5 protein-coding genes are annotated in these 22,706 nt (G+C 70.5%); all 5 read left to right on the plus strand.

What is annotated here, in order from left to right; all coding sequences use genetic code 11:
• Positions 1–71: 71 nt before the first annotated feature.
• The 5 genes from HG543_RS08230 to HG543_RS08250 all read left to right on the plus strand — a co-directional run bounded on the left by HG543_RS08230 (position 72) and on the right by HG543_RS08250 (position 22,487).
• A complete protein-coding gene (locus HG543_RS08230) occupies positions 72–6,230 on the plus strand; it encodes a WD40 domain-containing protein (protein WP_169344138.1) in 6,159 nt (2,052 codons plus the stop codon).
• Entirely contained in the window at positions 6,227–8,134 is a 1,908-nt protein-coding gene (locus HG543_RS08235) for a metallophosphoesterase (protein ID WP_169344139.1), read from the plus strand. The genes HG543_RS08230 and HG543_RS08235 overlap by 4 nt, the downstream gene beginning before the upstream one ends.
• Before the next feature lie 326 nt (positions 8,135–8,460).
• Positions 8,461–9,360 (plus strand): type II secretion system protein GspC, encoded by a 900-nt coding sequence (gene gspC / locus HG543_RS08240; RefSeq protein WP_169344140.1) that lies wholly within the window; start codon positions 8,461–8,463, stop codon positions 9,358–9,360.
• Positions 9,361–9,864: 504 nt separating this feature from the next.
• Entirely contained in the window at positions 9,865–20,751 is a 10,887-nt protein-coding gene (locus HG543_RS08245; RefSeq protein WP_169344141.1) for a non-ribosomal peptide synthetase/type I polyketide synthase, read from the plus strand.
• A gap of 68 nt (positions 20,752–20,819) precedes the next feature.
• Positions 20,820–22,487 carry a cyclic peptide export ABC transporter gene (locus HG543_RS08250; protein ID WP_169344142.1) on the plus strand — a complete coding sequence of 556 codons (1,668 nt, stop codon included), beginning with the start codon at positions 20,820–20,822 and terminating at the stop codon, positions 22,485–22,487.
• Positions 22,488–22,706 lie beyond the last annotated feature (219 nt).

Genomic DNA, 22,706 nt, shown 5'->3' on the forward strand with positions numbered 1-22,706 from the left:
CAGCATGATCGGAGGCTCCGTGGGGGAGATTCGCCGCAGGGAGCAGCGCCTCCTCGACGGACCTCCACGCCATGGCCTCCACGCCCACGAAGCCGGCTTCGCCCCGCCCTCCGGACCCCGCGCTCACCGAGCTGCGCGAAGCCTACGAGACAGGCAACCTCGTCATCTTCGCTGGCGCCGGCGTCTCGGCCGCCGCCGGCCTGCCAGGCTGGAAGCGCCTGGTGGAGCAACTGTCCGAGCATGCCCGCAACCGCGACGCGCTCCCCGCCGCGCTCGACGAGATTGCCGAGCTGACCGCGTCGCGCCAGTACATCGACGCGCTCTCGGCCCTCAAGGCCTGCCTGGGCGGCCCCGAGTTCTACCAGTTCATCGAGCGGCGCCTGAACGACGAGCGCGTGGAGGAGCCTCCGGAGGTGGCTCGCGCCATCGCCGCTCTCGCGCCCAATCTGCGCGCCGTCCTCACCACCAACATCGACCACCTGCTTGAGAAGGCCTTCGCCGGCCGGTGGCCCACCCTGGCGCGCGCCACGGGGGACATCGCCCACCGCAAGCGCTTCATCCTCAAGCTGCACGGCACGCTGCTGGACCGCTCGGGCTGGGTCTTCACCCGCGAGGAGTATGACCGCGCGATGTTCGCCGACGCGAACCTCCGGGACGCCTTCACGGCCTTCTTCCACGCCGTGCCCCTGCTGTTCGTGGGCTACGGCCTGGCCGATGATGACTTCGACCTGCACCTGGGCCGCGTTCGTGCCTTCGCGGGGGCCCAGCCTCCGCGCCACTTCGCCCTCGTCGCGGCCGACACCGTCACGCCGTACCGGCGCAAGAAGCTGGAGGACGCAGGCGTGCGGCTCATCCCCTACGACAACCCGGATGGCCGGCACACCGCGGTCGTGGAGATTCTCCGTCAGCTCGCCCTACCCTCCGTTGCTCGCGGCGGCAGCGGCAGCGCACGGGCCCGACCGTTCTCCTCCGCGGACGCGCTGGGGGTGCTCGCCAGCGAGGGGCTCGAGTTCACCCCGGAGCCTCCTCGTGGGTCCGCGTCCGCGCGGCAGGTGGAGCTGCTGCTTCGGGTCCTGCGCTGCCTGGGCGTGCCGGGCTCGGCCATCGGGCTGGGGCCCCGCGCCGAGGGGGCGTCGCGCCCAGAGGGAGGACTCGCCGCCGCCCTCACGCTTCCTCCAAGCGGGGGCTTCGCGCTCTACGTCGCGGCCGAGTCGCTGGACGCCTCCGCCCGGGCGCGGCTTTCCGAGCTGTCCACCCGGCTGGGCCCGAGGGGGGGCTCCGTGCGGGTCTTCGGGAAGACGATGCCGGAGGAGTCGCTCGCGGCGGGGATGGAGCGCCTGGGGCTACGAGAGTCGCTGGATCCACTGGCGCGCGACGCGTTTCGGACCCACGCCCAGCGCTGCCTCGCGGCCTGGACGGACGCGGATGAGCAGGGCTTCGTCGCCACCCGGGCCCGGCTCCAGTCCACGGGCGAGGTGCTGTCAGTCTCCGACGCGCTGGACCGGGCGCTGGCCGAGCGCGGGCGGGCGCTCGTGCTGGGGGACTTTGGGACGGGAAAGTCCACGCATCTCCGCCGCCGCGCCGCGCTCATGGCCAAGGCCGTGCTGGAGGGGACCGAGGGGGCCGCGGCGCCCATGCTCCTGCCGCTGCGAGGCATGGCGCTGGATCTGGACTCGCTCGCGGCGGCGCACCTGCCGGGGCTGACGGGAGACGTCTTCCGACTGGCCGTCGAGCTGGGAATCGCGGTTCCGCTCTTCGACGGGCTGGACGAGATGCGGCTCACCCCGGAGCAGCTCGATGGGGCCCTGGAGGTGTTGCTGGGCGCGTTCTCGTCGGATGAGGCGCGCGGTGTGGTGACCTCGCGCAAGACGCTCTTCCCGGACCTGGAGCGTTTCCGGGAGCGACGGCCGGGGGCCCTGGCCTCGCTGGCGCTCATCGAGCTGGAGCAGTTGGACCGGTCCGAGGTCATGGAGTTCGTGTCACGGCACACCCCATCCGATGAAGAAAAGGGTCGTGTGCTGGAGAAGATTCGCGGCACCCATGACCTGACGAGCCTCTCCACACGACCGGTGCTGCTGGACCTCATCGTGCGGAGCCGCGAGCGGCTCTCCAGCGGGGAGATGAACGCGACGCGGCTATATGAAGTGGCGGCGGAGGACTGGCTGGAGAGCCGCAAAGAGGGCGAGGGCAGCGTGCCGCGCGAAAAGCGGCTGGCGTTCGCTCGCGCACTGGCGCGAAGTCTCTTCGAGTCGGGCAAAGATAGCGCCAAGTACAACGAAGTATCGAAGCTCGTGCTCGAAGTTTACCGCGAAGAGGCCCTGCTGACCATCAACGAGGCGGTGCAGGAGGTCCGGCTGGCGGTCTTCCTGGCCCATGATGAGGACCACTGGGGCTTCCAGTTCGCCCACCGCTCGTTCCTGGAGTACTTCCTCGCGGTGGATATGTCCGCGCGTCTGGACGAGGGGCACGAGGATGCCCTGGCGCTGCCGCACCTGACACCCGAGGTGGTATCGTTCCTGGTGGGAATCGAAGGCTGGGAGCGCCGCAAGCCATTGCTGCGGCGGGTGCTCACGACGGAGTACCGGCCGCGCGTCAGCGAGAACGCGCTGCTGGTGCTCTACCTGGCCACGCGAGAACGCGAGGGTGTGGGAGAGGCCCTGGGGAAGCGGCTGGAGGAGGAATTGCCGGCACGGGCACGGCTGGCGAACGCGCGGCTGGCCAGGGTTGAGCTTCCCTGGGTATCCCTGCAGGGTGCCGACCTCTCCGGGGCGGACCTCTCCGGGGCGCAGCTCGATGTGGCCGACCTGCGAGGCGCTCGGCTGGACCGTGCCAGGGTGGACCATGTCGCCTTCGACGGAGCGCTTCTAGATGGCGCACGCTTCAGGGAGGCGGATCTCTTCCGGACGTCCATCGTGGATGCGTCGATTCAGGACGCACAATGGGATGGCGCGGAGTGCGAGGGGCTGGTCGAGTTGCACGCCGAGCCAGCGCGGCGCAATGGCCCCAGGGAATTCCCAGCCCCGCGCCCCGTGCTCCACACTCGGAGTGGAGCCGTCAACGTAGCTGCATGGTCGCCCGATCGCAGGCACCTGGCCTCCGGTGCGGAGGACGGGACGGTGCGCCTCTGGGACGCCGCCACCGGCCAGTTGCTGCACGCGCTGGAGGGACACTCGCTTGGGGTGCGCGCACTGGCCTATGCGTCCGACGGTGCCCGGCTGGCCTCTGGTGCAGAAGACGGGACGGTGCGCCTCTGGGACGCCGCCACCGGCCAGCTGCTGCACGCGCTGAAGGGGCACTCGCTTGGGGTGCGCATGCTGGCCTATGCGCCCGACGGCGCCCGGCTGGCCTCCGGTGCGGAGGACGGGACGGTGCGCCTCTGGGATGCCGCCACCGGCCAGTTGCTGCACACGCTGGAGGGACACTCGCTTGGGGTGCGCGCACTGGCCTATGCGCCCGACGGCGCCCGGCTGGCCTCCGGCGCGGAGGACGGGACGGTGCACCTCTGGGACGCCGCCACCGGCCAGTTGCTGCACGCGCTGAAGGGGCACTGGCTTAGGGTGCGCGCGCTGGCCTATGCGCCCGACGGTGCCCAGCTGGCCTCCGGCGCGGGGGACGGGACGGTGCGCCTCTGGGATGCCGCCACCGGCCAGTTGCTGCACGCGCTGGAGGGACACTCGCGAGGGGTGAGCGCGCTGGCCTATGCGCCCGACAGCGCTCGGCTGGCCTCCGGCGCGGACGACAGGACGGTGCACCTCTGGGACGCCGCCACCGGCCAGTTGCTGCACGCGCTGGAGGGACACTCGCGAGGGGTGAGCGCGCTGGCCTATGCGTCCGACGGTGCCCGGCTGGCCTCCGGCGCGGACGACGGGACGGTGCACCTCTGGGACGCCGCCACCGGCCAGCTGCTGCACAGACTGGAGGGGCACTCGGAATGGGTGCGCGCGCTGGCCTATGCGCCCGACGGTGCCCGGCTGGCCTCCGGCGCGGGGGACGGGACGGTGCGCCTCTGGGACGCCGCCACCGGCCAGTTGCTACACGCGCTGAAGGGGCACTCGCTTAGGGTGAGCGCGCTGGCCTATGCGCCCGACGGTGCCCAGCTGGCCTCCGGCGCGGAGGACGGGACAGTGCGCCTCTGGGACGCCGCCACCGGCCAGTTGCTGCACAGACTGGAGGGGCACTCGGAATGGGTGCGCGCGCTGGCCTATGCGCCCGACGGCGCCCGGCTGGCCTCCGGCGCGGACGACGGGACAGTGCGCCTCTGGGACGCCGCCACCGGCCAGTTGCTGCACAGATTGGAGGAGCACTCGGAATGGGTGAGCGCGCTGGCCTATACGCCTGACGGTGCCCGGCTGGCCTCCGGCGCGGGGGACGGGACGGTGCGCCTCTGGAACGCCGCCACCGGCCAGCTGCTACACGCGCTGGAGGGACACTCGCTTGGGGTGCTCGCGCTGGCCTATGCGCCCGACGGTGCCCGGCTGGCCTCCGGCGCGGAGGACGGGACGGTGCGCCTCTGGAACGCCGCCACCGGCCAGTTGCTGCACAGACTGGAGGGGCACTGGCTTGGGGTGCGCGCGCTGGCCTATACGCCTGACGGTGCCCGGCTGGCCTCTGGTGCAGAAGACGGGACGGTGCGCCTCTGGGACGCCGCCACCGGCCAGTTGCTGCACGCGCTGAAGGGGCACTCGCTTGGGGTGAGCGCGCTGGCCTATGCGCCCGACGGCGCTCGGCTGGCTTCCGGTGCGGAGGACGGGACGGTGCGCCTCTGGGACGCCGCCACCGGCCAGCTGCTGCACGCGCTGAAGGGGCACTCGCTTGGGGTGCGCGCACTGGCCTATGCGCCCGACGGCGCCCGGCTGGCCTCCGGCGCGGACGACGGGACGGTGCGCCTCTGGAACACCTCCGCCGAACAACACCCCATCATCCTGACAAGCAGCGCCGATGGATGGGTATCGCTCCTTGCCGGAACGCCTTTCTACGCAGGAGCAGGTGATACATCCCAATTGCTGCATTACGTCTCCGGAGCCTGCGCCATGCCCGCCGCGCTCTGGGCGCCCCTCTTCCACCGTCCCGACCTCATTCGAGAGACACTGGCGGGCAAGCCCCTCGCTCCAGGCGCGCCCGCCCTGAACGACTTCGCCACCTGCGCCGCCGCGCTCCTGGTCGAGCGCAAGAAGCAGGGGCTCGTACAACGCCGCACCTCACAGACGAAGTGGCATGCCGAGGAGCCCACCCTTCCTCGGCCTCCCTACATCGTCGGCGTGCCCATCCACCATCCCCGGGACTTCCACGGCCGCGAAGCAGACCTCCACCGCATCCATCGCGAGCTCGAGACCCAGGCCGTCGCGCTCATCGGCGAGAAGCGCATCGGAAAGACTTCGCTCCTCTACCAAATCGAGCAACGCCTGAGTGGGAGCTGCCACTTCATCTCTCTCCAGGGAGACAAGGACAACCTGGAGAACCTGCCGCTCCGCATCGCCGCGTCCGTCGCACCAGGAGAACACCTGAAGGGCCGCCCCCATGAAGTGCTGGACCAGGCCATCCGGCTGCGCCTGGAGGAGCGCGTGCGGTCGCGAGGCCCCGGCGCACGCCTCACCCTCCTACTGGACGAGGCCCAGTTCCTCGCCCGGTCTCCCGGCATGGCGCACGAACTCCGGAGGCTCTTCCAGGAGCGCCACCGGGACGGGCTGCGCGTCCTGGTGGCCGGGCCGACGCACGAGATGCGCGCGCTGGACAATGACCCAGATGGCTCCCCCTTCCTGAATATGTTCTATCGCCACCGCCTGGGCTCCATGAGCGTCCAGGAACTGGCCCGCCTGCTGCGCGCACCGCTGGGCGACGACTACACGCTGACGGACGAGGCGGTCACTCGCGTCACCGAAATCTCCGGAGGACGACCGCTCATCGCCCAGGCCCTGGGCAAGCAGGCCCTGGAGACGTGCCAAGACGAGCGGCGCTTCCGAATCGACGTAGAGGACGTCGACCGGGCCTTCCAGGACAAGGTGTTCGAGGACGTCATCGGCATGTATGGGTATGAAAGCCGGTGGAGCCGGCTTCCCGGCGACGTCCAGAAGATCCTTCGCGCCCTGGCCAGCCGTCCGGCTTCCGAGCATGAGGGACTCGACAGGCCCACGCTGCACCTGCTGGAGGCGCAGGGGATCGCGGACGTCTTGAAGAAACGGCTCGACGTGGAGCCGCCCTTCCTCCGCTGGATTCACGAGGTGAAGTCATGAGCTGGTACTACGGAGGCTGCGTCCCCGCGGAGCACGACTACCGAGACCCTGCTCTCATCGACACGCTCATCCAGGAAGCGCGGCGCGGCATGGTGCTGCTCGGAACCAGCCGCATCGGCAAGACGAGCCTGCTCGCGCGCATCCACGAGAACCCTGCCCGGAAGAGCTGCGCCCCTCTCCACGTGCTCGACGGCGCGGACAGGGTCCTCAGCAAGCTGACGGAAGTTGATGAACTGCTCCTCTTCGATGAAGCCCAGGGCCTCGTGAAATGGACCGATAACGAGCTGCGCGAGCTGCGAAGGCGGATTGATGGCCGTCCCTTCATCCTGGCCGCCTGGCCGACGTTGATGGCGAGCCAGGTGCCCGATGAACTCTCGCGGCTCCTGGAGGATGCGTGCCGGGAGTGGCTCCGCCCGCTCGGGCGCGAAGAGGCCGCGAGGATGATTCGCCGGGAACGGAGCATCTCCCCCACGGCCTGCGAGGAGGAAGTCGTCAATGCCATCTACCGGGCCACGGCGGGCTTTCCGAACCTCATTGCCGGACTCTGCAGGTTCCTGATGGACAACGGCACCACGCTATGGGCGCCCACTGAGGAGAACCTCCGAGGATTCATCGATTCCGGCTTCTACTCGGGGACCTTCAGGGACATCTACCGCTCCCTTCCCTTGAGGATGCAGGAGGTGCTGGACGAGAGCTGTCGCGGCATGAAGACGCGCCTGGATACCCTGCGTGGACAGGGGCTCGTCACCGGCAATCCTGCTGCGTTCAGCGGCACCCTCTTCGAGTACGTCTGGGGTTCCGGAGGTGACTGGAAGCTGCTCGCCCTACAAGAGGAACGACGCCCGAGCAGACCTCCGCGCCCGCCCCGTCCCGCGCTCACCTGGCTTCATGTCTCGGACCTGCACTTTGGCGCAGGCCCCCAGTCACACCGGTTCAACCAGGAGACCATCACCGAGGAACTCCTCAAGGACGTGAGGGCACGCCGTCCCTGGGACCCGGACTTTCTCTTCGTCACCGGCGACATCGCGTTCAGCGCCAGCCCTACGCAGTACGAGAAGGCGAGCGCGTGGCTGAAGCAGCTCGTCGAAGCCGCCGGTACTACTCCAGAGGCCCTGCGACTCGTGCCTGGAAACCACGATGTCGACCGGGAACTCGCCAAGCGATGCGGCGATATCCATGCGGCCATCCGTGGCCACCCGGGAGAGGATTCGTTCGAGCTTCCCCCCGCGCGCCTGGATGAGCGACTCCATGACCCGGCGATTCGTGAGGCACTGCGCGAGAAGCTGAAGGCCTACGCAGGATTCGTGAACAGCCTCGCCAGCAACCACCCGAAGGCAGACGATGGCACACCGCTGGACTGGTGCGAGTCCCTCGAACCCACGCCGCAGCGCCCCGGCCGGCTCTGGTTGGTGGGACTGTGCTCGGTCTGGGTGAGCGACAAGGGCGACGCGGAGCGGAGGCTGGTGATGGGCGAGAAGCAGCTCCGGACGTTACAGGAGGTGCAGGAGGATGACTTGGTGTTCCTGCTCACGCACCACCCTCCAGGCTGGCTGCATCCGACCGCCGAGGAGCTGCTGCTGGAGCGACTGGCGGAGCGGGCCCACCATGTCCACCTGTGCGGGCATGTCCATGCGGCCTCGGCCCGGGCCATGCGGGGGCTTGGAATGCCGCGCGACTCGCTGCGCCTCGTCGCGGGAGCGGGGCACGGGGAGTCCTCGGGAGAGCATGGTTATGCCTGGGGCGCGCTGCGTTGGAGCCGGGACCGCTGGGAGATGGGCTGGGCGCCGCGCATCTTCGAGCGTGGCAGGGGCGTGAGGCCGGACCGCAACCGCTACGACCTGGACGATGAGGGCTTCGCGTGGGAACCCCTCCCTCGGCTCCAGTGGAAACCCCCTCCCGCCTGAGGCCCTCGTAGCCCGGGGTCAGGCCCCACCAGTAGGGCATGAGCTATTCCGGGTCGGGCGGGTTGCGGCGTCATTCGGCGAGTTCCTGGAACGTGCGCTCCGCAGCGGCAACCCGTTCTTCGGGTTGAACGAGTAGAGCGCCAGCACGGCGCTGGCGCCCTCCCCTTCAACCATTCGCCCGCGCGTGACACGTTGTCAGGCGCGATGTGACGCGGTGACAGCAAGTCCCATGACGTCCCGTGCGCTCCGCTTCGCCACACTGTGAGCGCCACCCTGGCACCGTGCTTGCTCAAGGCCTTCGTGTTCCTCAAAGGAGGCAAGACACGATGGCCCTCATCCTCCGCAAGTACTTCTGGCTGGTGAACGCGACCTTCATCCTGCTCGTGGCGCTGCTGGCGGCGCGCACGGTCAATCTCTTCACCGAGGAGGCGCTCGCTCCACCCATCCCCGGCACGGAGTCAACGCCTCGTCGCGTCGCGGCCGTCGCGCAAGCAGCCCCCACGCCGCTGGACGGCGCGCGACTCGGGAAGCTCACGGGCCTGAGCTTCGGAAAGGAAGAGCCCGTCGTCAAAGAGCCGCCCGTGGAGGTCGCCACCGGCCCCGTGCGCAGCTCGCTGCGCGTGAAGCTCCTGGGCACGCTGGTGGCGAACGACGCGCAGTGGTCCCTCGCGTCCATCCATGACCTGGAGACCCAGCGCGCCCGGAGCCTGATGGTCGGCGACGAGCTCATGGGCGCGCGAGTCCTCTCCATCGAGCGAGAGCGCGTCCTCCTCGCCGCCAACGGCCGCGAGGAGTTCATCGACGGCGAGGCCACCCCCGGCCTCAACACCATTCCCGCCCCCGCGCTGACCCGCGCCGCTCCTGGCGCTCCCCCCAAGTCAGAAAGCGGCATCCGCGCCGTGGGCGAGCACACCTACGAGGTCCCCGAGACGGAGCTCCAGAACGCGCTGGCGAACCCCACCGAGCTGCTCACCCAGGCGCGCGCGTTGCCGGCGGTCGAGGATGGCAAGACGGTGGGCTTCAAGCTCGCGTCCGTCCGGCAGAACTCGCTCTACACGCGAATCGGCCTCCAGAACGGAGACGTGCTCAAGCGCATCAACGGCCTGACGCTGGAGACTCCCGAGCGCGCCCTGGAGGCCTTCGCGAAGCTGCGCGAGGCCCGGCACATCGAGCTGGACATCGCCCGGAACGGCACCCCCCTCCGCAAGGTCTACGACGTGCGCTGAACCCGAGCTGTCAACACCGGAAATGTCGTCCCCGCCCTGACGCACAACGTCGAAATCGCCGCCAGTTGGGTGAGGCCCACACCACCCACCAACTCGGGGCCATTTAGCAAGTGCGTCAAAATCAAGAATAACAGGAAGTTGGAACCACGCCTCCCGGCCAAGAGGGCTTCGCCTCCTGGCCGGGAGGTTTACTTTCGCGCAATACTCCAACTAAACCGTAATGTCCGTCAGGTGACCGTGACGCGTTGGGGCGGCGTGAAGAACGCATTCGAGGACACAGCACCGGGATGGCCAGATGACGTGGCCGCACCTTTTCAAGGGTGCCGGACACGTCCTCGCCGGTCCGGAACCCTTCCGAGAAATTGGGAATGTCACGTGGAGCCGTGCCCGCTCCCGTGGAAATCGGGTCCATCTGGACACGCGTGCCTTCCGGGCTGACGCCCGCGGAGTTCCCCCGACAGCGCGGCAGCAGTCAGCAAACCATTAGGAATTGGTGAGAAACACATGGCCGGAGACTCATCCAACGCGGGCACCACGGGGCTGGAGATCGCCATCATCGGAATGGCGGGGCGCTACCCGGGGGCCCGGGACCTGGAGGCCTTCTGGCGCAACCTGCGCGATGGCGTGGAGTCCATCACCTTCCTGAAGGACTCGGAGCTGGAGCCGAGCGCGCTGGAGTCGCCTTCCGTCCGCGGTGAGCCGAACTACGTGAAGGCCGCCGCCTTCATCGAGGACGCGGACCGCTTCGACGCGGGCTACTTCGGCCTGTCCCCCAAGGAAGCACAGGTGATGGACCCGCAGCACCGCGTCTTCCTGGAGAGCGCGGTGGAGGCCCTGGAGAACGCGGGCTACGACGCCGGGCGCTACAAGGGCCGCATCGGTGTCTACGCGGGCGCGCGCACGGACACGTACGTCTTCAACCTCTTCTCCAACGCGGACGCGCTGGGCGGGTTGGACCCGTTCGAGCTGGGCCTCGGCAACGACCTCGCCTTCCTCACCACGCGCGTGTCGCACCAGCTCAACCTGCGCGGTCCGGCGTACTCCGTCCACACGGCCTGCTCCACCGCGCTGGTGGCCATCCACCTGTCCTGCCAGGCGCTGCTCGCCGGCGAGTGCCAGATGGCCATCGCGGGCGGCGTGGCCATCAACATCCCGCAGAAGGTGGGCTACCTCTACCAGCCCGGCGGCATCGCCTCTCCGGACGGGCACTGCCGCGCCTTCGACGCGAAGGCGGCGGGCACCATCTTCGGCAGCGGCATCGGGCTCGTCGTGCTCAAGCGGCTGGAGGACGCGCTGGAGGACGGCGACACCATCCACGCCGTCATCAAGGGCTCGGCCATCAACAACGACGGCTCGGTGAAGGCCAGCTTCACCGCGCCCAGCGTGCAGGGCCAGGCCACCGTCATCAAGGATGCGATGGCCGCCGCCGACGTCCCGGCGGACACCATCTCCTACGTGGAGGCGCACGGCACCGGCACCGCGCTGGGCGACCCGATTGAAATCCGCGCCCTCACCCGCGCCTTCGGCAACAAGACGCGCGGCAAGCGCACGGTGGCCATTGGCTCGGTGAAGACGAACATCGGCCACCTCGACGCGGCGGCCGGCAGCGCCAGCCTCATCAAGGCCGTGCTGGCGCTGAAGCATCAGCAGCTGCCCCCTACCCTGCACTTCGAGTCTCCGAACCCTCAAATCGACTTCGACAGCGGGCCCTTCTACGTCAACACCACGCTCCAACCGTGGCCGGCGGGCAAGACGCCCCGGCGCGCGGGCGTGAGCGCGTTCGGCGTGGGCGGCACCAACGCGCACATCGTCCTGGAAGAGGCACCGCCCGCGCGTCCCTCCGCGCCCGGCCGCCCGTGGGAGCTGCTGGTGCTGTCGGCGCGCAGCCCCGCGGCGCTCGACAACGCCACGGCCCGGCTCGCGAAGCACCTGGAGGAGCACCCGGAGCTGCCGCTGGCGGACGCGGCGTACACGCTCCAGGTGGGCCGGAAGACCTTCCCGCACCGCCGCATCGCGGTGGTGGAGGGACGCGAGCATGCGCTGCGCGTGCTGCGCGGCGAGGAGCCCGAGCGTCTCGTCAGCGCGAGCCAGGAGGCGCAGACGCGCCCGGTGGTGTTCCTGTTCCCGGGTGGCGGCACGCAGTCCGCGGGGATGGGCGCGGGCCTGTACCGCACGGAGCCCACGTTCCGGGCGGAGGTGGACCGGCTCGCCGCGCTCTTCCAGCCGCACGTCGGCCTGGACCTGCGCACGGTGATTCGCGCGGAGCCGGGGCGCGAGCTGCCCGAGCTGTCGCGCAACGTGGTGGCCCTGCCCTCCATCTTCCTCATGGAGTACGCGCTGGCGCGGCTGTGGATGTCCTGGGGCGTGGAGCCGGAGTCGATGATCGGCCACAGCCTGGGCGAGTACGCGGCAGCGTGCATCGCGGGCGTCATGTCCGTGGAGGACGCGGTGGCGCTGGTGGCGCTGCGCGGCCGGCTCATGGACACGCTGCCCAAGGGCGCGATGCTGAGCGTCACGCTGCCGGAGGAGGAGCTGCTGCCGCTCCTGGGCACCTCGCTGGACCTGGCCGCGGTGAACGCGCCCGGACAGTGCGTGGCCTCCGGGCCCGTGGAGGCCATCGAGGCGCTGGCGGCGACGCTGACCGCGCGCGGCGTGGAGCACCGGCGGCTGCACGTGGACGCGGCGGCGCACTCGCGGATGCTGGACGGGCTGCTGCCCGCGTTCCGCGAGAAGGTCGCCTCGCTGAAGCTGAAGGCCCCGGAGCGGCCCTACGTGTCCTGCCTCACCGGCCGTCCCGTCACGGCGGAGGAGGTCACCCGGCCGGAGTACTGGGTGGAGCACCTGCGCCGCCCGGTGCGCTTCCGCGACGGCCTGAAGGAGCTGCTCGCCTCACCCACCCGCGTGCTGCTGGAGGTGGGCCCGGGCCAGTCGCTCACCGCGCTGGCGCGGCTGCAGGGCGAGGACCCGCGGGCGCGAATCATCATCTCCTCCAGCCGCCACCCCAAGGACTCGCAGCCCGACGAGGCCTTCCTCCATGGCGCGCTCGGCCGGCTGTGGCTGGCGGGCGTGGAGGTGGACTGGCAGGAGGTGCACGCCGGTGTCTCGCGGCGCCGCGTGCCGCTGCCCGCCTACCCCTTCGAGCGCGAGCGCTACTGGATTGGCCCCGCCGAGCGCGCCACGACGGCGCTGGCCACGACGACACAGCCCCAGGATGCGCGGGCTCCGGCCTCGCAGTCCACGGAGCCGACGCAGGGCGCGCGGGGCAAGCAGGCGGACGTGGCGGACTGGTTCCACGTCGCCTCGTGGCGGCGCACCGCGCTTCCGGCCACGAACCGCGAGGTGCTGGCGGAGCGCCGCTGCTGGGTGGTCTTCACCGACGCGCTCGGCGTGGGCGAGGCGCTGTGCCGCCTTCTGGAGCAGGCCGACCAGGACGTGGTGCGCGTGCGCTCGGGCAGCACGTTCCAGCGTGAGTCCGCGCGCGTGTTCACCCTGGACGCGCGCCAGCCCGCGGACTTCGTGCTGTTGTGGAAGCACCTGTCAGACCAGGAGCTGCACCCCGCCACCGTCGTGCACCTGTGGAGCCTGGGCTCCGAGGGCGCGGGCACTTCCGGACCGGAGCTGTTCCGGCAGGTCCAGGAGACGGGCTACTACAGCCTGCTGAACCTGTCGCAGGCGCTGGCCACGGGCGACACCCTGCGGCCCGTGCGCGTGGAGGTCATCACCAACCACCTGTACGACCTCGATGGCGAGCACCACGCGCTGCCGGAGAAGGCGCCGCTGCTCGGACCGTGCAGGACGCTCCCCCGCGAGCAGCCGCACGTCACCGTGAGGACCGTCGACATCGCCGCGCCCACCGGCAAGGCCGTGGCGGAGACGGCGGCGCGCCTGCTGGCGGAGCTGAGCCAGCAACCGAAGGACGCGGTGGTGGCGTGGCGCGCGGGTCAGCGCTACGTGCAGTCGTGGGTGCCCTCGCGGCTGGACGCGGAGGGCGAGCCCCCGTACCCGCTGCGCGAGCAGGGCGTGTACCTCATCACGGGCGGCCTGGGCGGCGTGGGTCTCGCCCTGGCCGCGTATCTCGCGGAGACGGTGAAGGCGCGGGTGGCGCTGGTGGGCCGCTCGGCCCTGCCGGAGCGCTCCGAGTGGGACGCGTACCTGTCCGCGCACCCCGCGGATGACAAGGTGGCCCGCCAGCTGTCGCGCCTGCGCGAGCTGGAGGAGCGCGGCGCCGAGGTGCTGGTGCTCCAGGCGGACGTGGCGAAGGTCCCGTCGCTGGAGTCCGCGGTGGCGCGCGTGGAGGCCCGCTTCGGCGCGCTGCACGGCGTGGTGCACTGCGCGGACCTCCCGGCGTCCAGCACTTCGACGGACACCGGGCGCGAGGCCTCCGAGCAGCGCTTCGCCCCGAAGGCCCACGGCACCTACGCGCTGGAGCGCGTGCTGCGCGAGCGGGCCGCGGACTTCGTGCTGCTGTTCTCCTCCAGCGCGTCGGTGCTCGGCGGACAGGGCGAGGTCGCCTCGGCGGCGGCCAACAGCTTCCTGGACGCGTTCGCCCAGGCGCGCGCGGGTGAGACCGGCACGCGCTGGGTGAGCGCCTCGTGGGACCCGTGGCTCGTGGAGTCCCGGACTCCCGGCGCGGAGCTGGCCCCGTACGCGATGACGCCCGAGGAAGGCGCGGAGGCGGTGCGTCGGCTGGTGACGCTCGGGCTGTACGGCCACGTGGTGGTGGCCACGGGCGACCTGACCCACCGGTGGCGGCAGTCGACCCAGGTGACGCGGCGCTCGCCCATCGAGGAGAAGCTGTCGCGCATCTTCTCGCTGGTGCTGGGCGTGCCGTCCGTGGGCGTGCACGAGAGCTTCTTCGAGCTGGGCGGACACTCGCTGCTGGCCACCCGGGCCGTCGCCCGCATTCGCAACACGTTCGGCATCGACCTGCCCATCCGCGCGCTGTTCGACGCGCCGACCATCAGCCGGCTCGCGCCCCGGGTGGCGGCGAAGGTCCGCGAGCAGGCCGGCCGCGTCGCGCCCCCGCTGCTCCCCACGCCGCGCACGAGCGCCCCGGTCCTCTCCTTCGCGCAGCAGCGCCTCTGGTTCATCGACCAGCTGGACCCCAACAGCGCGAACTACAACATGCCTTCCACGGTGCGCCTGGAGGGCGTGCTGGACGTGCCCTCGCTGGAGCGCGCCTTCACGGAGCTGGTACGCCGGCACGAGCCGCTGCGCACCACCTTCATCGAGGGTGAGGACGGACCGGTCCAGGTCATCCACCCGCCGGTGGCCTTCCCCCTGGCGCGGGTGGACCTGACCACGGTGGAGCCGGCCGCGCGCGACGCCGAGCTGCGGCGCATCATCACCAACGAAATCCTCCGACCGTTCGACCTGGGCCGCGGGCCGCTGCTGCGGGTGACGTTGCTGCGCATGAGCGAGCGGCAGCACGTGCTGGTGCTCGTCATGCACCACATCGTCACGGACGCCTGGTCCTTCGGCCTGCTGGTGCGCGAGATGGCGGCGCTGTACCTGGCCTACACCGCCGGCATGCCGTCGCCGCTGCCGGAGCTGCCCGTGCAGTACGCCGACTACAGCGTCTGGCAGCGCGGGTGGCTGCAAGGGGCCGTGCTCGACGCGCAGCTCGAGTGGTGGAAGAAGCGCCTGGACGGCGCGCCGCGCGCGCTGGAGATTCCCACCGACTTCCCGCGCCCCGCGATGCAGACCTTCCGCGGCGCCGCGGTGCCCATCCAGATTCCGCCCCGCGTGACGGCGCTCCTGCGCGCGTACTGCCGGAAGGAAGGCAGCACGCCCTTCATGGCGCTGCTGGGCGCGCTCCAGGCCGTCCTCGCGCGCTACTGCGGGCAGGATGACTTCATCATCGGCTCCCCCATCGCCGGCCGCCGCTTCGCCGAGCTGGAGGAGATGATTGGCTTCTTCGTCAACACGCTCGCGCTGCGGGCCCGGCTGGAGGGCAATCCCTCCTTCCGCGAGCTCATCTCCCGCGTGCGCGAGGAGAACCTGGAGGCCTACGCGCACCAGGACGTGCCCTTCGAGAAGCTCGTCGAGTCGCTCGTCACGCGCCGCTCGCTCGACAGGACGCCGCTGTTCCAGGTGCTCTTCGCCCTCCAGAACACGCCGGGCACCATCCCCACGAGCGCCGACCTCACGCTCCAGCCCTTCACGCCGGAGACCAACACCACCCGCTTCGACCTGGAGCTCAACATCTCCGAGCTGACGGACAGCTTCGCGGGTGAGCTCGTCTACAACGCGGACCTGTTCCTCCCGGAGACGGCCCAGCGCATCGCCCGCCTCTACGTGGGCTTCCTGGAAGCGCTGCTGACGCAGCCGGAGCAGCCGTTCCACTCGCTGCCGCTGCTGCCCGCCGACGAGCTGCGCACCGTCGTGGAGGACTGGAACCGCTCGCCGTCCGAGTTCCCTCGCGACGCCACGATGCCGGAGGTCTTCTCCCGCGTCGCCGCCGCGCACCCCGACGCCATCGCCGTGGAGTTCGGCGACCAGCGCCTCACCTACGCGCAGCTCGACGCCGAGGCCAACCGGCTCGCGCACCTGCTCATCGCCTGGGGCGTGCGCCCGGATGCGCCCGTGGCGCTGGCCCTGGAGCGCTCCGTCGAGCTCATCGTCTCGCTGCTGGCCATCCTCAAGGCCGGCGGTGCCTACCTCCCGCTCGATACCTCGTACCCCCGCGAGCGGCTGGCGCAGATGATCGAAGACGCCCAGCCCGTCCTCCTCATCACCTCGGACGCGCACCGGGATGCCATTCCGACCTCCGGTGCGCTGCCCGTCGTGCTGGTGGACTCCGTGGACACGTCCGCCCTGTCCGCGCATGCGCCCGCCGTGGCCCTGGCGCCCGAGCACCTGGCCTATATCGACTTCACCTCCGGCTCCACCGGCCGGCCCAAGGGCGTTGCCGTCTCTCATCGCAACGTGCTGCGCACCGTCCTCAATGCGCCGTACGCCGACGTCTCCGCCGGACAGTCCTTCCTGCTCATCGCCCCCATCTCCTTCGATGCCTCCACGCTCGAAGTCTGGGGACCGCTGCTCAACGGCGGCCGGCTCGTCGTATTCCCGCCTTCTTCTCCCAGCGACCTCGACGCGCTCGCCTCCGTCCTCCAGCAGCACTCCGTGTCCACCCTCCACCTCACTGCCGGCCTGTTCTCGCAGATGGTGGAGTCGCACCTGCACGGCCTGAAGTCGGTGAAGCAGCTGCTCACCGGCGGTGATGTCGTCTCCGCGCCTCACGTACGCCGCGTGGTGGGTGAGCTGGGCATCCCGGTGACGGCCTGCTACGGCCCCACCGAGGGCACCCTCTTCACCTCCACCTTCCGCATGACGGCGGCTTCACAGGTGCCCGCCTCCGTCCCCATCGGCACGCCCATCACCGGCACCCAGGTGTACCTGCTCGACTCGCACCTGTTGCCGGTGGCGCCGGGCACTCCGGGCGAGCTGTTCATCGGCGGCGAGGGACTCGCTCGCGGCTACGTGCGCCGCCCGGACCTCACCGCCGAGCGCTTCATCCCCAATCCCTTCTCCTCCTCGCCCGGTGCGCGCATGTACCGCACCGGCGACCTGGCCCGCTGGCGTCAGGACGGCGTGCTGGAGTTCCTCGGCCGCAAGGACTTCCAGGTGAAGGTGCGTGGCTTCCGCATCGAGCTGGCCGAAGTCGAGGCGGCGCTGCTGGCCTTCCCGGGCGTGCGCGAGGCCGTTGCCCTGGCACGCGAGGACGTCCCCGGTGACAAGCGCCTCGTCGGCTACGTCACGGGCGATGCCTCCCTCGATATGGGCGCGCTGCGCGACCACCTGCAGCAGCGGCTGCCCGAGTACATGGTGCCCTCGGCGCTGGTGCGGCTGGACGCCTTCCCGCTGACGGCCAACGCCAAGGTGGACCGCAAGGCCCTGCCCGCCCCGGAGGCTCGCGCCGACCTGCGCCCCTTCGTCGCGCCGCGCACCGCCACCGAGCAGGTGCTCGCCACCATCTGGGCCGAGGTGCTGCGCATCGACAAGGTCGGTCTCCACGACGACTTCTTCGAGCTGGGCGGTCACTCGTTGCTGGCCACGCAGCTCGTGCCTCGGGTGCGCGCCGCCTTCGGCGTGGAGCTGCAGCTGCGGGCCCTCTTCGAGTCGCCCACGCTGGAGGGCCTCGCCCGGGCCATCGACGCGCTGGACCGCTCCGCGGCCAACGTGCCGCCCCCGCGCGCCGCGTCCCGGAAGGAGGGCGAGACGCTGCCGCTGTCCTTCGCGCAGCAGCGCCTGTGGTTCCTCGACCAGCTCGAGTCCGGTGCGTCCACGTACAACATGCCCCACGGGCTGCGGCTCCACGGTCCGCTCGACGTGCCCGCGCTGGAGCATGCGTTCACCGAGCTGGTGCGCCGTCACGAGGTGCTGCGCACCACCTTCGTCGACGGAGGCGGCGCCCCCATCCAGGTCATCGCGCCGCCCGCGCCCTTCCCCATCACCCTCGTGGACTTCTCCTCGCATGAGGACCGCGAGGCGCGGGCCCACCGCTTCGCCGAGGAGGACGCCGCCGCGCCGTTCAATCTCGTCACGGGCCCCCTGCTGCGCGTCACGCTCCTGCGCCTGTCCGAGCACCAGCACGTGATGCTGGCGACGATGCACCACATCATCACGGACGGCTGGTCGCTCGACATCTTCGTGCGGGAGCTGATGGCGCTCTACGAGGCCCGGCGCACGAGCCGCGAAGCGGCGCTGCCCGCGCTCCCGCTGCAGTACGCCGACTACGCCGTCTGGCAGCGCGACTGGCTCCAGGGCGAGGCGCTCGATGCGCAGCTGTCCTGGTGGCGGAAGTACCTGGCCGACGCGCCCCGCGCGCTGGAGCTGCCCACGGACTTCCCGCGCCCCGCGCAGCCGTCCTTCCGCGGCGGCATGCTGGAGGTGAGCTACCCGCGCGAGCTGGCGGACGCCCTCAACGCCTTCTGCAAGAAGGAAGGCGTCACCCCGTTCATGGCCCTGCTCACCGCGTGGCAGGCGCTGCTCGCGCGCTACTCCGGCCAGGACGACATCTGCGTCGGCACCCCCGTGGCCGGCCGCCGCTTCACGGAGCTGGAAGGCCTCATCGGCTTCTTCGTCAACACGCTCGTCCTGCGCACCCGCTTCCAGGGCGCGGACTCCTTCCGCGCGCTGCTGGGCCACGCCCGCGAGGCGACGCTGGGCGCGCTCGCCCACCAGGACCTGCCCTTCGAGCGGCTCGTCCAGGAGCTCCAGCCGTCGAGAGACCTCAGCCGTCCGCCCCTGTTCCAGGTCCTCTTCGCCCTGGAGAACGTCCGCCTCCCGTCCTTCTCCCAGGGCGAGCTGTCCATCCAGCCCATCGAGATCGACAACGCCATCACGCGCTTCGACCTGGAGCTGAACTTCGGCGACGTGACGAACGGCATCTCCGGGGCGCTCGTCTACAACACGGACCTCTTCCGTCCGGAGACGGTGGCTCGCATGGCCGGCCACCTGCGTCTCATGCTGGAGGCGATGATTGCCCGCCCGGAGGCGAGCCCCGCCACGGTGTCCCTGCTGACAGACGCCGAGAGCCGCCAGCTCCTGGTGGACTTCAACGACACCCTCGCGGACTTCCCCGCCGACGCGTGCATCCACCAGCTCTTCGAGGCCCAGGCGCGGCGCACGCCCGGCGCCACCGCCGTCGTCCATGAGGACACGGTCCTCACCTACGAGGAGCTGGACGCCCGCGCCAACCAGCTCGCGCAGCGCCTGTGCTCGCTGGGCGTGGGCCCCGAGGTGGGCGTGGGCGTGTTCCTGGAGCGCACGCCGGACCTCGTCATCGCCCTGCTCGCCGTCCTCAAGGCCGGTGGCGTCTACGTGCCGCTCGACCCCGGCTACCCGCGCGACCGCCTGGCCTTCATGCTCCAGGACGCCGCGCTCGCGGTGCTCGTCACGCACCCGGACATCCGCGAGCGGCTGCCCGAGCACTCCGCCCGCGAGGTGAGCATGACGGCGGATACGCTCGCCATGCTCCCGAGCAGGCCCGTCCGCTCCAACGTCACCGCGGACCACCTCGCGTACATCATCTACACGTCGGGCTCGACCGGCCGCCCCAAGGGCACGCTGCTCCAGCACCGCGGCCTGTGCGCCAGCGCCCTGGCCGCCGTGAAGGCCCACGGCTTCCACCCGCGCTCGCGCGTCCTCCAGTACGCCGCCTCCAGCTTCGACGCCTCCATCATGGAGGTCTTCGCCACGCTGCTGGCCGGCGGCGCGCTCGTGCTCGCCGCGCGCGAGCGGCTGCTCCCCGACGAGCCCCTGCGCGCCCTGCTCCAGCAGCAGCAGGTCACCGCCGTCACCCTCACGCCCTCGGTGCTGGCGCAGCTCCAGCCGGAAGGGCTGGAGGGACTCGAAACCATCATCTCCGCCGGTGAGGCGCTGTCGCCGGAGCTGGCCCTGCGCTGGGGCCCGGGCCGCGCGCTGCTCAACGCCTACGGTCCCACCGAGGCCACCATCTGCGCCGCCATCACCCCGCCCCCCGGCCTGGGACGGCCCGCGGGCGCGGCCCCGGAGACGGGCCTGCGCGTCACGCTCGGCAAGCCCTGGCCCAACACGCGGCTCTACGTGCTGGACGCGGCGCTGCGGCCGGTGCCGATGGGGCTGCCCGGCGAGCTGTTCATCTCGGGCGTGGGCCTGGCCCGTGGCTACCTGGGCCGCCCGGAGCTCACCGCCGAGCGCTTCCTGCCCAACCCCTTCGAGGACGTGCCCGGCGCCCGCCTCTACCGCACGGGAGACCGCGTGCGCTGGCTGGAGTCCGGCGAGCTGGAGTACCTGGGCCGCGTCGACACCCAGGTGAAGGTGCGCGGCTTCCGCATCGAGCTGGGCGAGGTCGAGTCCGGCCTGCTCGCCTTCGCCGGCGTGCGCGAGGCGGTCGCCGTCATCCGCGAGGACGTGGCCGGGGACAAGCGCCTCGCCGGCTACGTCGCCGCGGACGCGAGCCTGGACATCGCCGCCCTGCGCGCGCACCTCCAGCAGCGCCTGCCCGAGTTCATGGTGCCCTCCGCGCTGGTGCGGCTGGACGCCCTGCCCCTGACGCCCAACGGCAAGCTGGACCGCGCCGCCTTGCCGGTGCCGGACACCCGCGCCCTGCAGCGCCCCTACGAGGCGCCGCGTGACGAGCTGGAGCAACAGGTCGCGGACCTGTGGGCGGAGCTGCTGCGCGTGGAGCGCGTGGGCGTCCACGACAACTTCTTCGAGCTGGGCGGGCACTCGCTGCTGGCCACCCGCCTCGTTTCGCGTGTCCGGTCCACGTTCGACGTGGAGCTGCCGCTGCGCGAGCTGTTCGAGCAGCCCACCGTGGAGAGCATGACGCTGCTGATTCTGGAAGCCCTGGCCGAGAAGGTGGACACCTCCGAGCTGGAGCAGATGGTCGAAGGACTGGACTGAACCCCTTTCGCGCCTGGCGGGAGGCCCGGAGCCCCCGCCCGCGCACTGACTGACACCGAAGGAGAATCATGAAGCTGCTGCTACTGCTGCTCCGCTCGTCGAAGAAGCTGGCCCTGCTGACAATCCTCTTTGGAGCGCTCTCGGGCGCCGCCAGCGCTTCGCTCGTGGGCATCATCAACAAGGCCCTCAATCCGGAGGCGGACTCGTCGGTGACCGACATCGCGCTGCCGTTCGTGGGGCTGACGCTGGGGACCCTGTTCACCCGCATGGGCTCGAACTTCCTCCTCAACATGCTCCAGCAGGACATCCTGCTGAACCTGCGCCTGTGGCTCAGCCGGCACCTGCTGACCACCCCGCTGCGCACCATGGAGGAGGCCGGCGCGCACCGGATGCTGACGTCGCTGATGCAGGACATCATCACCCTGGGACTCGGCGTGTCCGCCATGCCCGAGGTCCTCATCAACGCCGCCGTCGTCCTCGCGGGCCTCTGCTACATGGCCTGGCTGTCGTGGCCGCTGTTCCTGCTCATCCTGGGCGTGCTCGTGGTGGGGCAGATTCTCTACGCGGTGCCCGCAGGCATCGGCACGCGCTTCCAGATGATGGCGCGCGAGCAGAACGGCATCCTGTTCCGCAAGTTCATGGCCCTGACCGAGGGCGCCAAGGAGCTGCGCCTCCACCGCTCGCGCCGCCGGGCCTACTACGACGAGGAGCTGACGACCAACGCCCGCGCGCTGCGCCAGAAGCACCTGAAGAGCGAGAACTTCTTCGCCATCGCCAACGGCCTGGGCTCGCTCATCTACATCGCGGTCATCGGTGTGCTGCTGCTGGTCATCCCGCGCTTCACCACGCTGAGCCACGCGGAGCTGCTGGGCGCCGTCCTCGTGGTGCTCTACCTCCAGCAGCCCATCAACGTCGTCACGTCGATGATTCCCCACGTGCGCCGCAGCGAGGTGGCCATCTCCCAGATCGAGAAGCTGGGCGCGAAGCTCACGCCGGAGAGCACCCTGGTCAAGACGCTGTCCGAGAACCTGCCCGCGCAGGAGACCCCGCGCGACTTCGAGCGCATCGACGTGGTCGGCGTCACGCACACGTACAAGAACGAGAAGGACAACGAGAAGTTCACCGTCGGCCCCATCAGCACGTCGCTCAGCAAGGGCGAGCTGGTGTTCATCATCGGCGGTAACGGCAGCGGCAAGACGTCGTTCGCCAAGCTGCTCACGGGGCTCTACATGCCCGAGGCCGGCGAAATCCTCGTGGACGGCAAGACGGTGACGACCGAGACGCTGGACGACTACCGCCAGCACTTCTCCGCCATCTTCTTCGACTTCCACGTCTTCGACCGGCTGCTGGGCCTGTCGTCGCCGGATCTCCTCGAGAAGGCCGCTGGCTACCTCAAGGAACTGCAGATCGACCACAAGGTCACCATCGGCAAGGACGGCAAGCTGTCGACGACGACGCTGTCGCAGGGCCAGCGCAAGCGTCTGGCGCTGCTGGCCGCGTACCTGGAGGACCGCCCCGTGTACCTCTTCGACGAGTGGGCGGCGGACCAGGACCCGCAGTTCCGCGAGGTCTTCTACAAGAAGATCCTCCCGGACCTGAAGGCGCGCGGGAAGGCCGTGGTCGTCATCAGCCACGACGACCGGTACTTCCACCTGGGCGACCGCATCCTCCAGCTCGAGTTCGGACAGGTGGTGTCCGACGCGCGGCCGGCGGAGAAGCGCGCCGTCAGCGCCTAGCAAGACGAGCAGGACCGCGCCGTCCCGAGGAGGACGGCGCGTGGGGGACATCGTCACCGCGTTTCAAATGCAGGGCCGGGCATTTCCATCCATGAGCGACATCAAGAAGAAGATTGCGGGCCTCAGCCGTGAGCAGCGTGTGCAGCTGGCGAAGCAGCTCCAGCAGAAGGGGGCCCGCGCCTCGGTACCGGCCCCCACGCCCCGCCCGCCGAGCGATGC

The sequence above is a fragment of the Pyxidicoccus fallax genome, from assembly GCF_012933655.1.
Taxonomy (GTDB): Bacteria; Myxococcota; Myxococcia; order Myxococcales; family Myxococcaceae; genus Myxococcus; species Myxococcus fallax.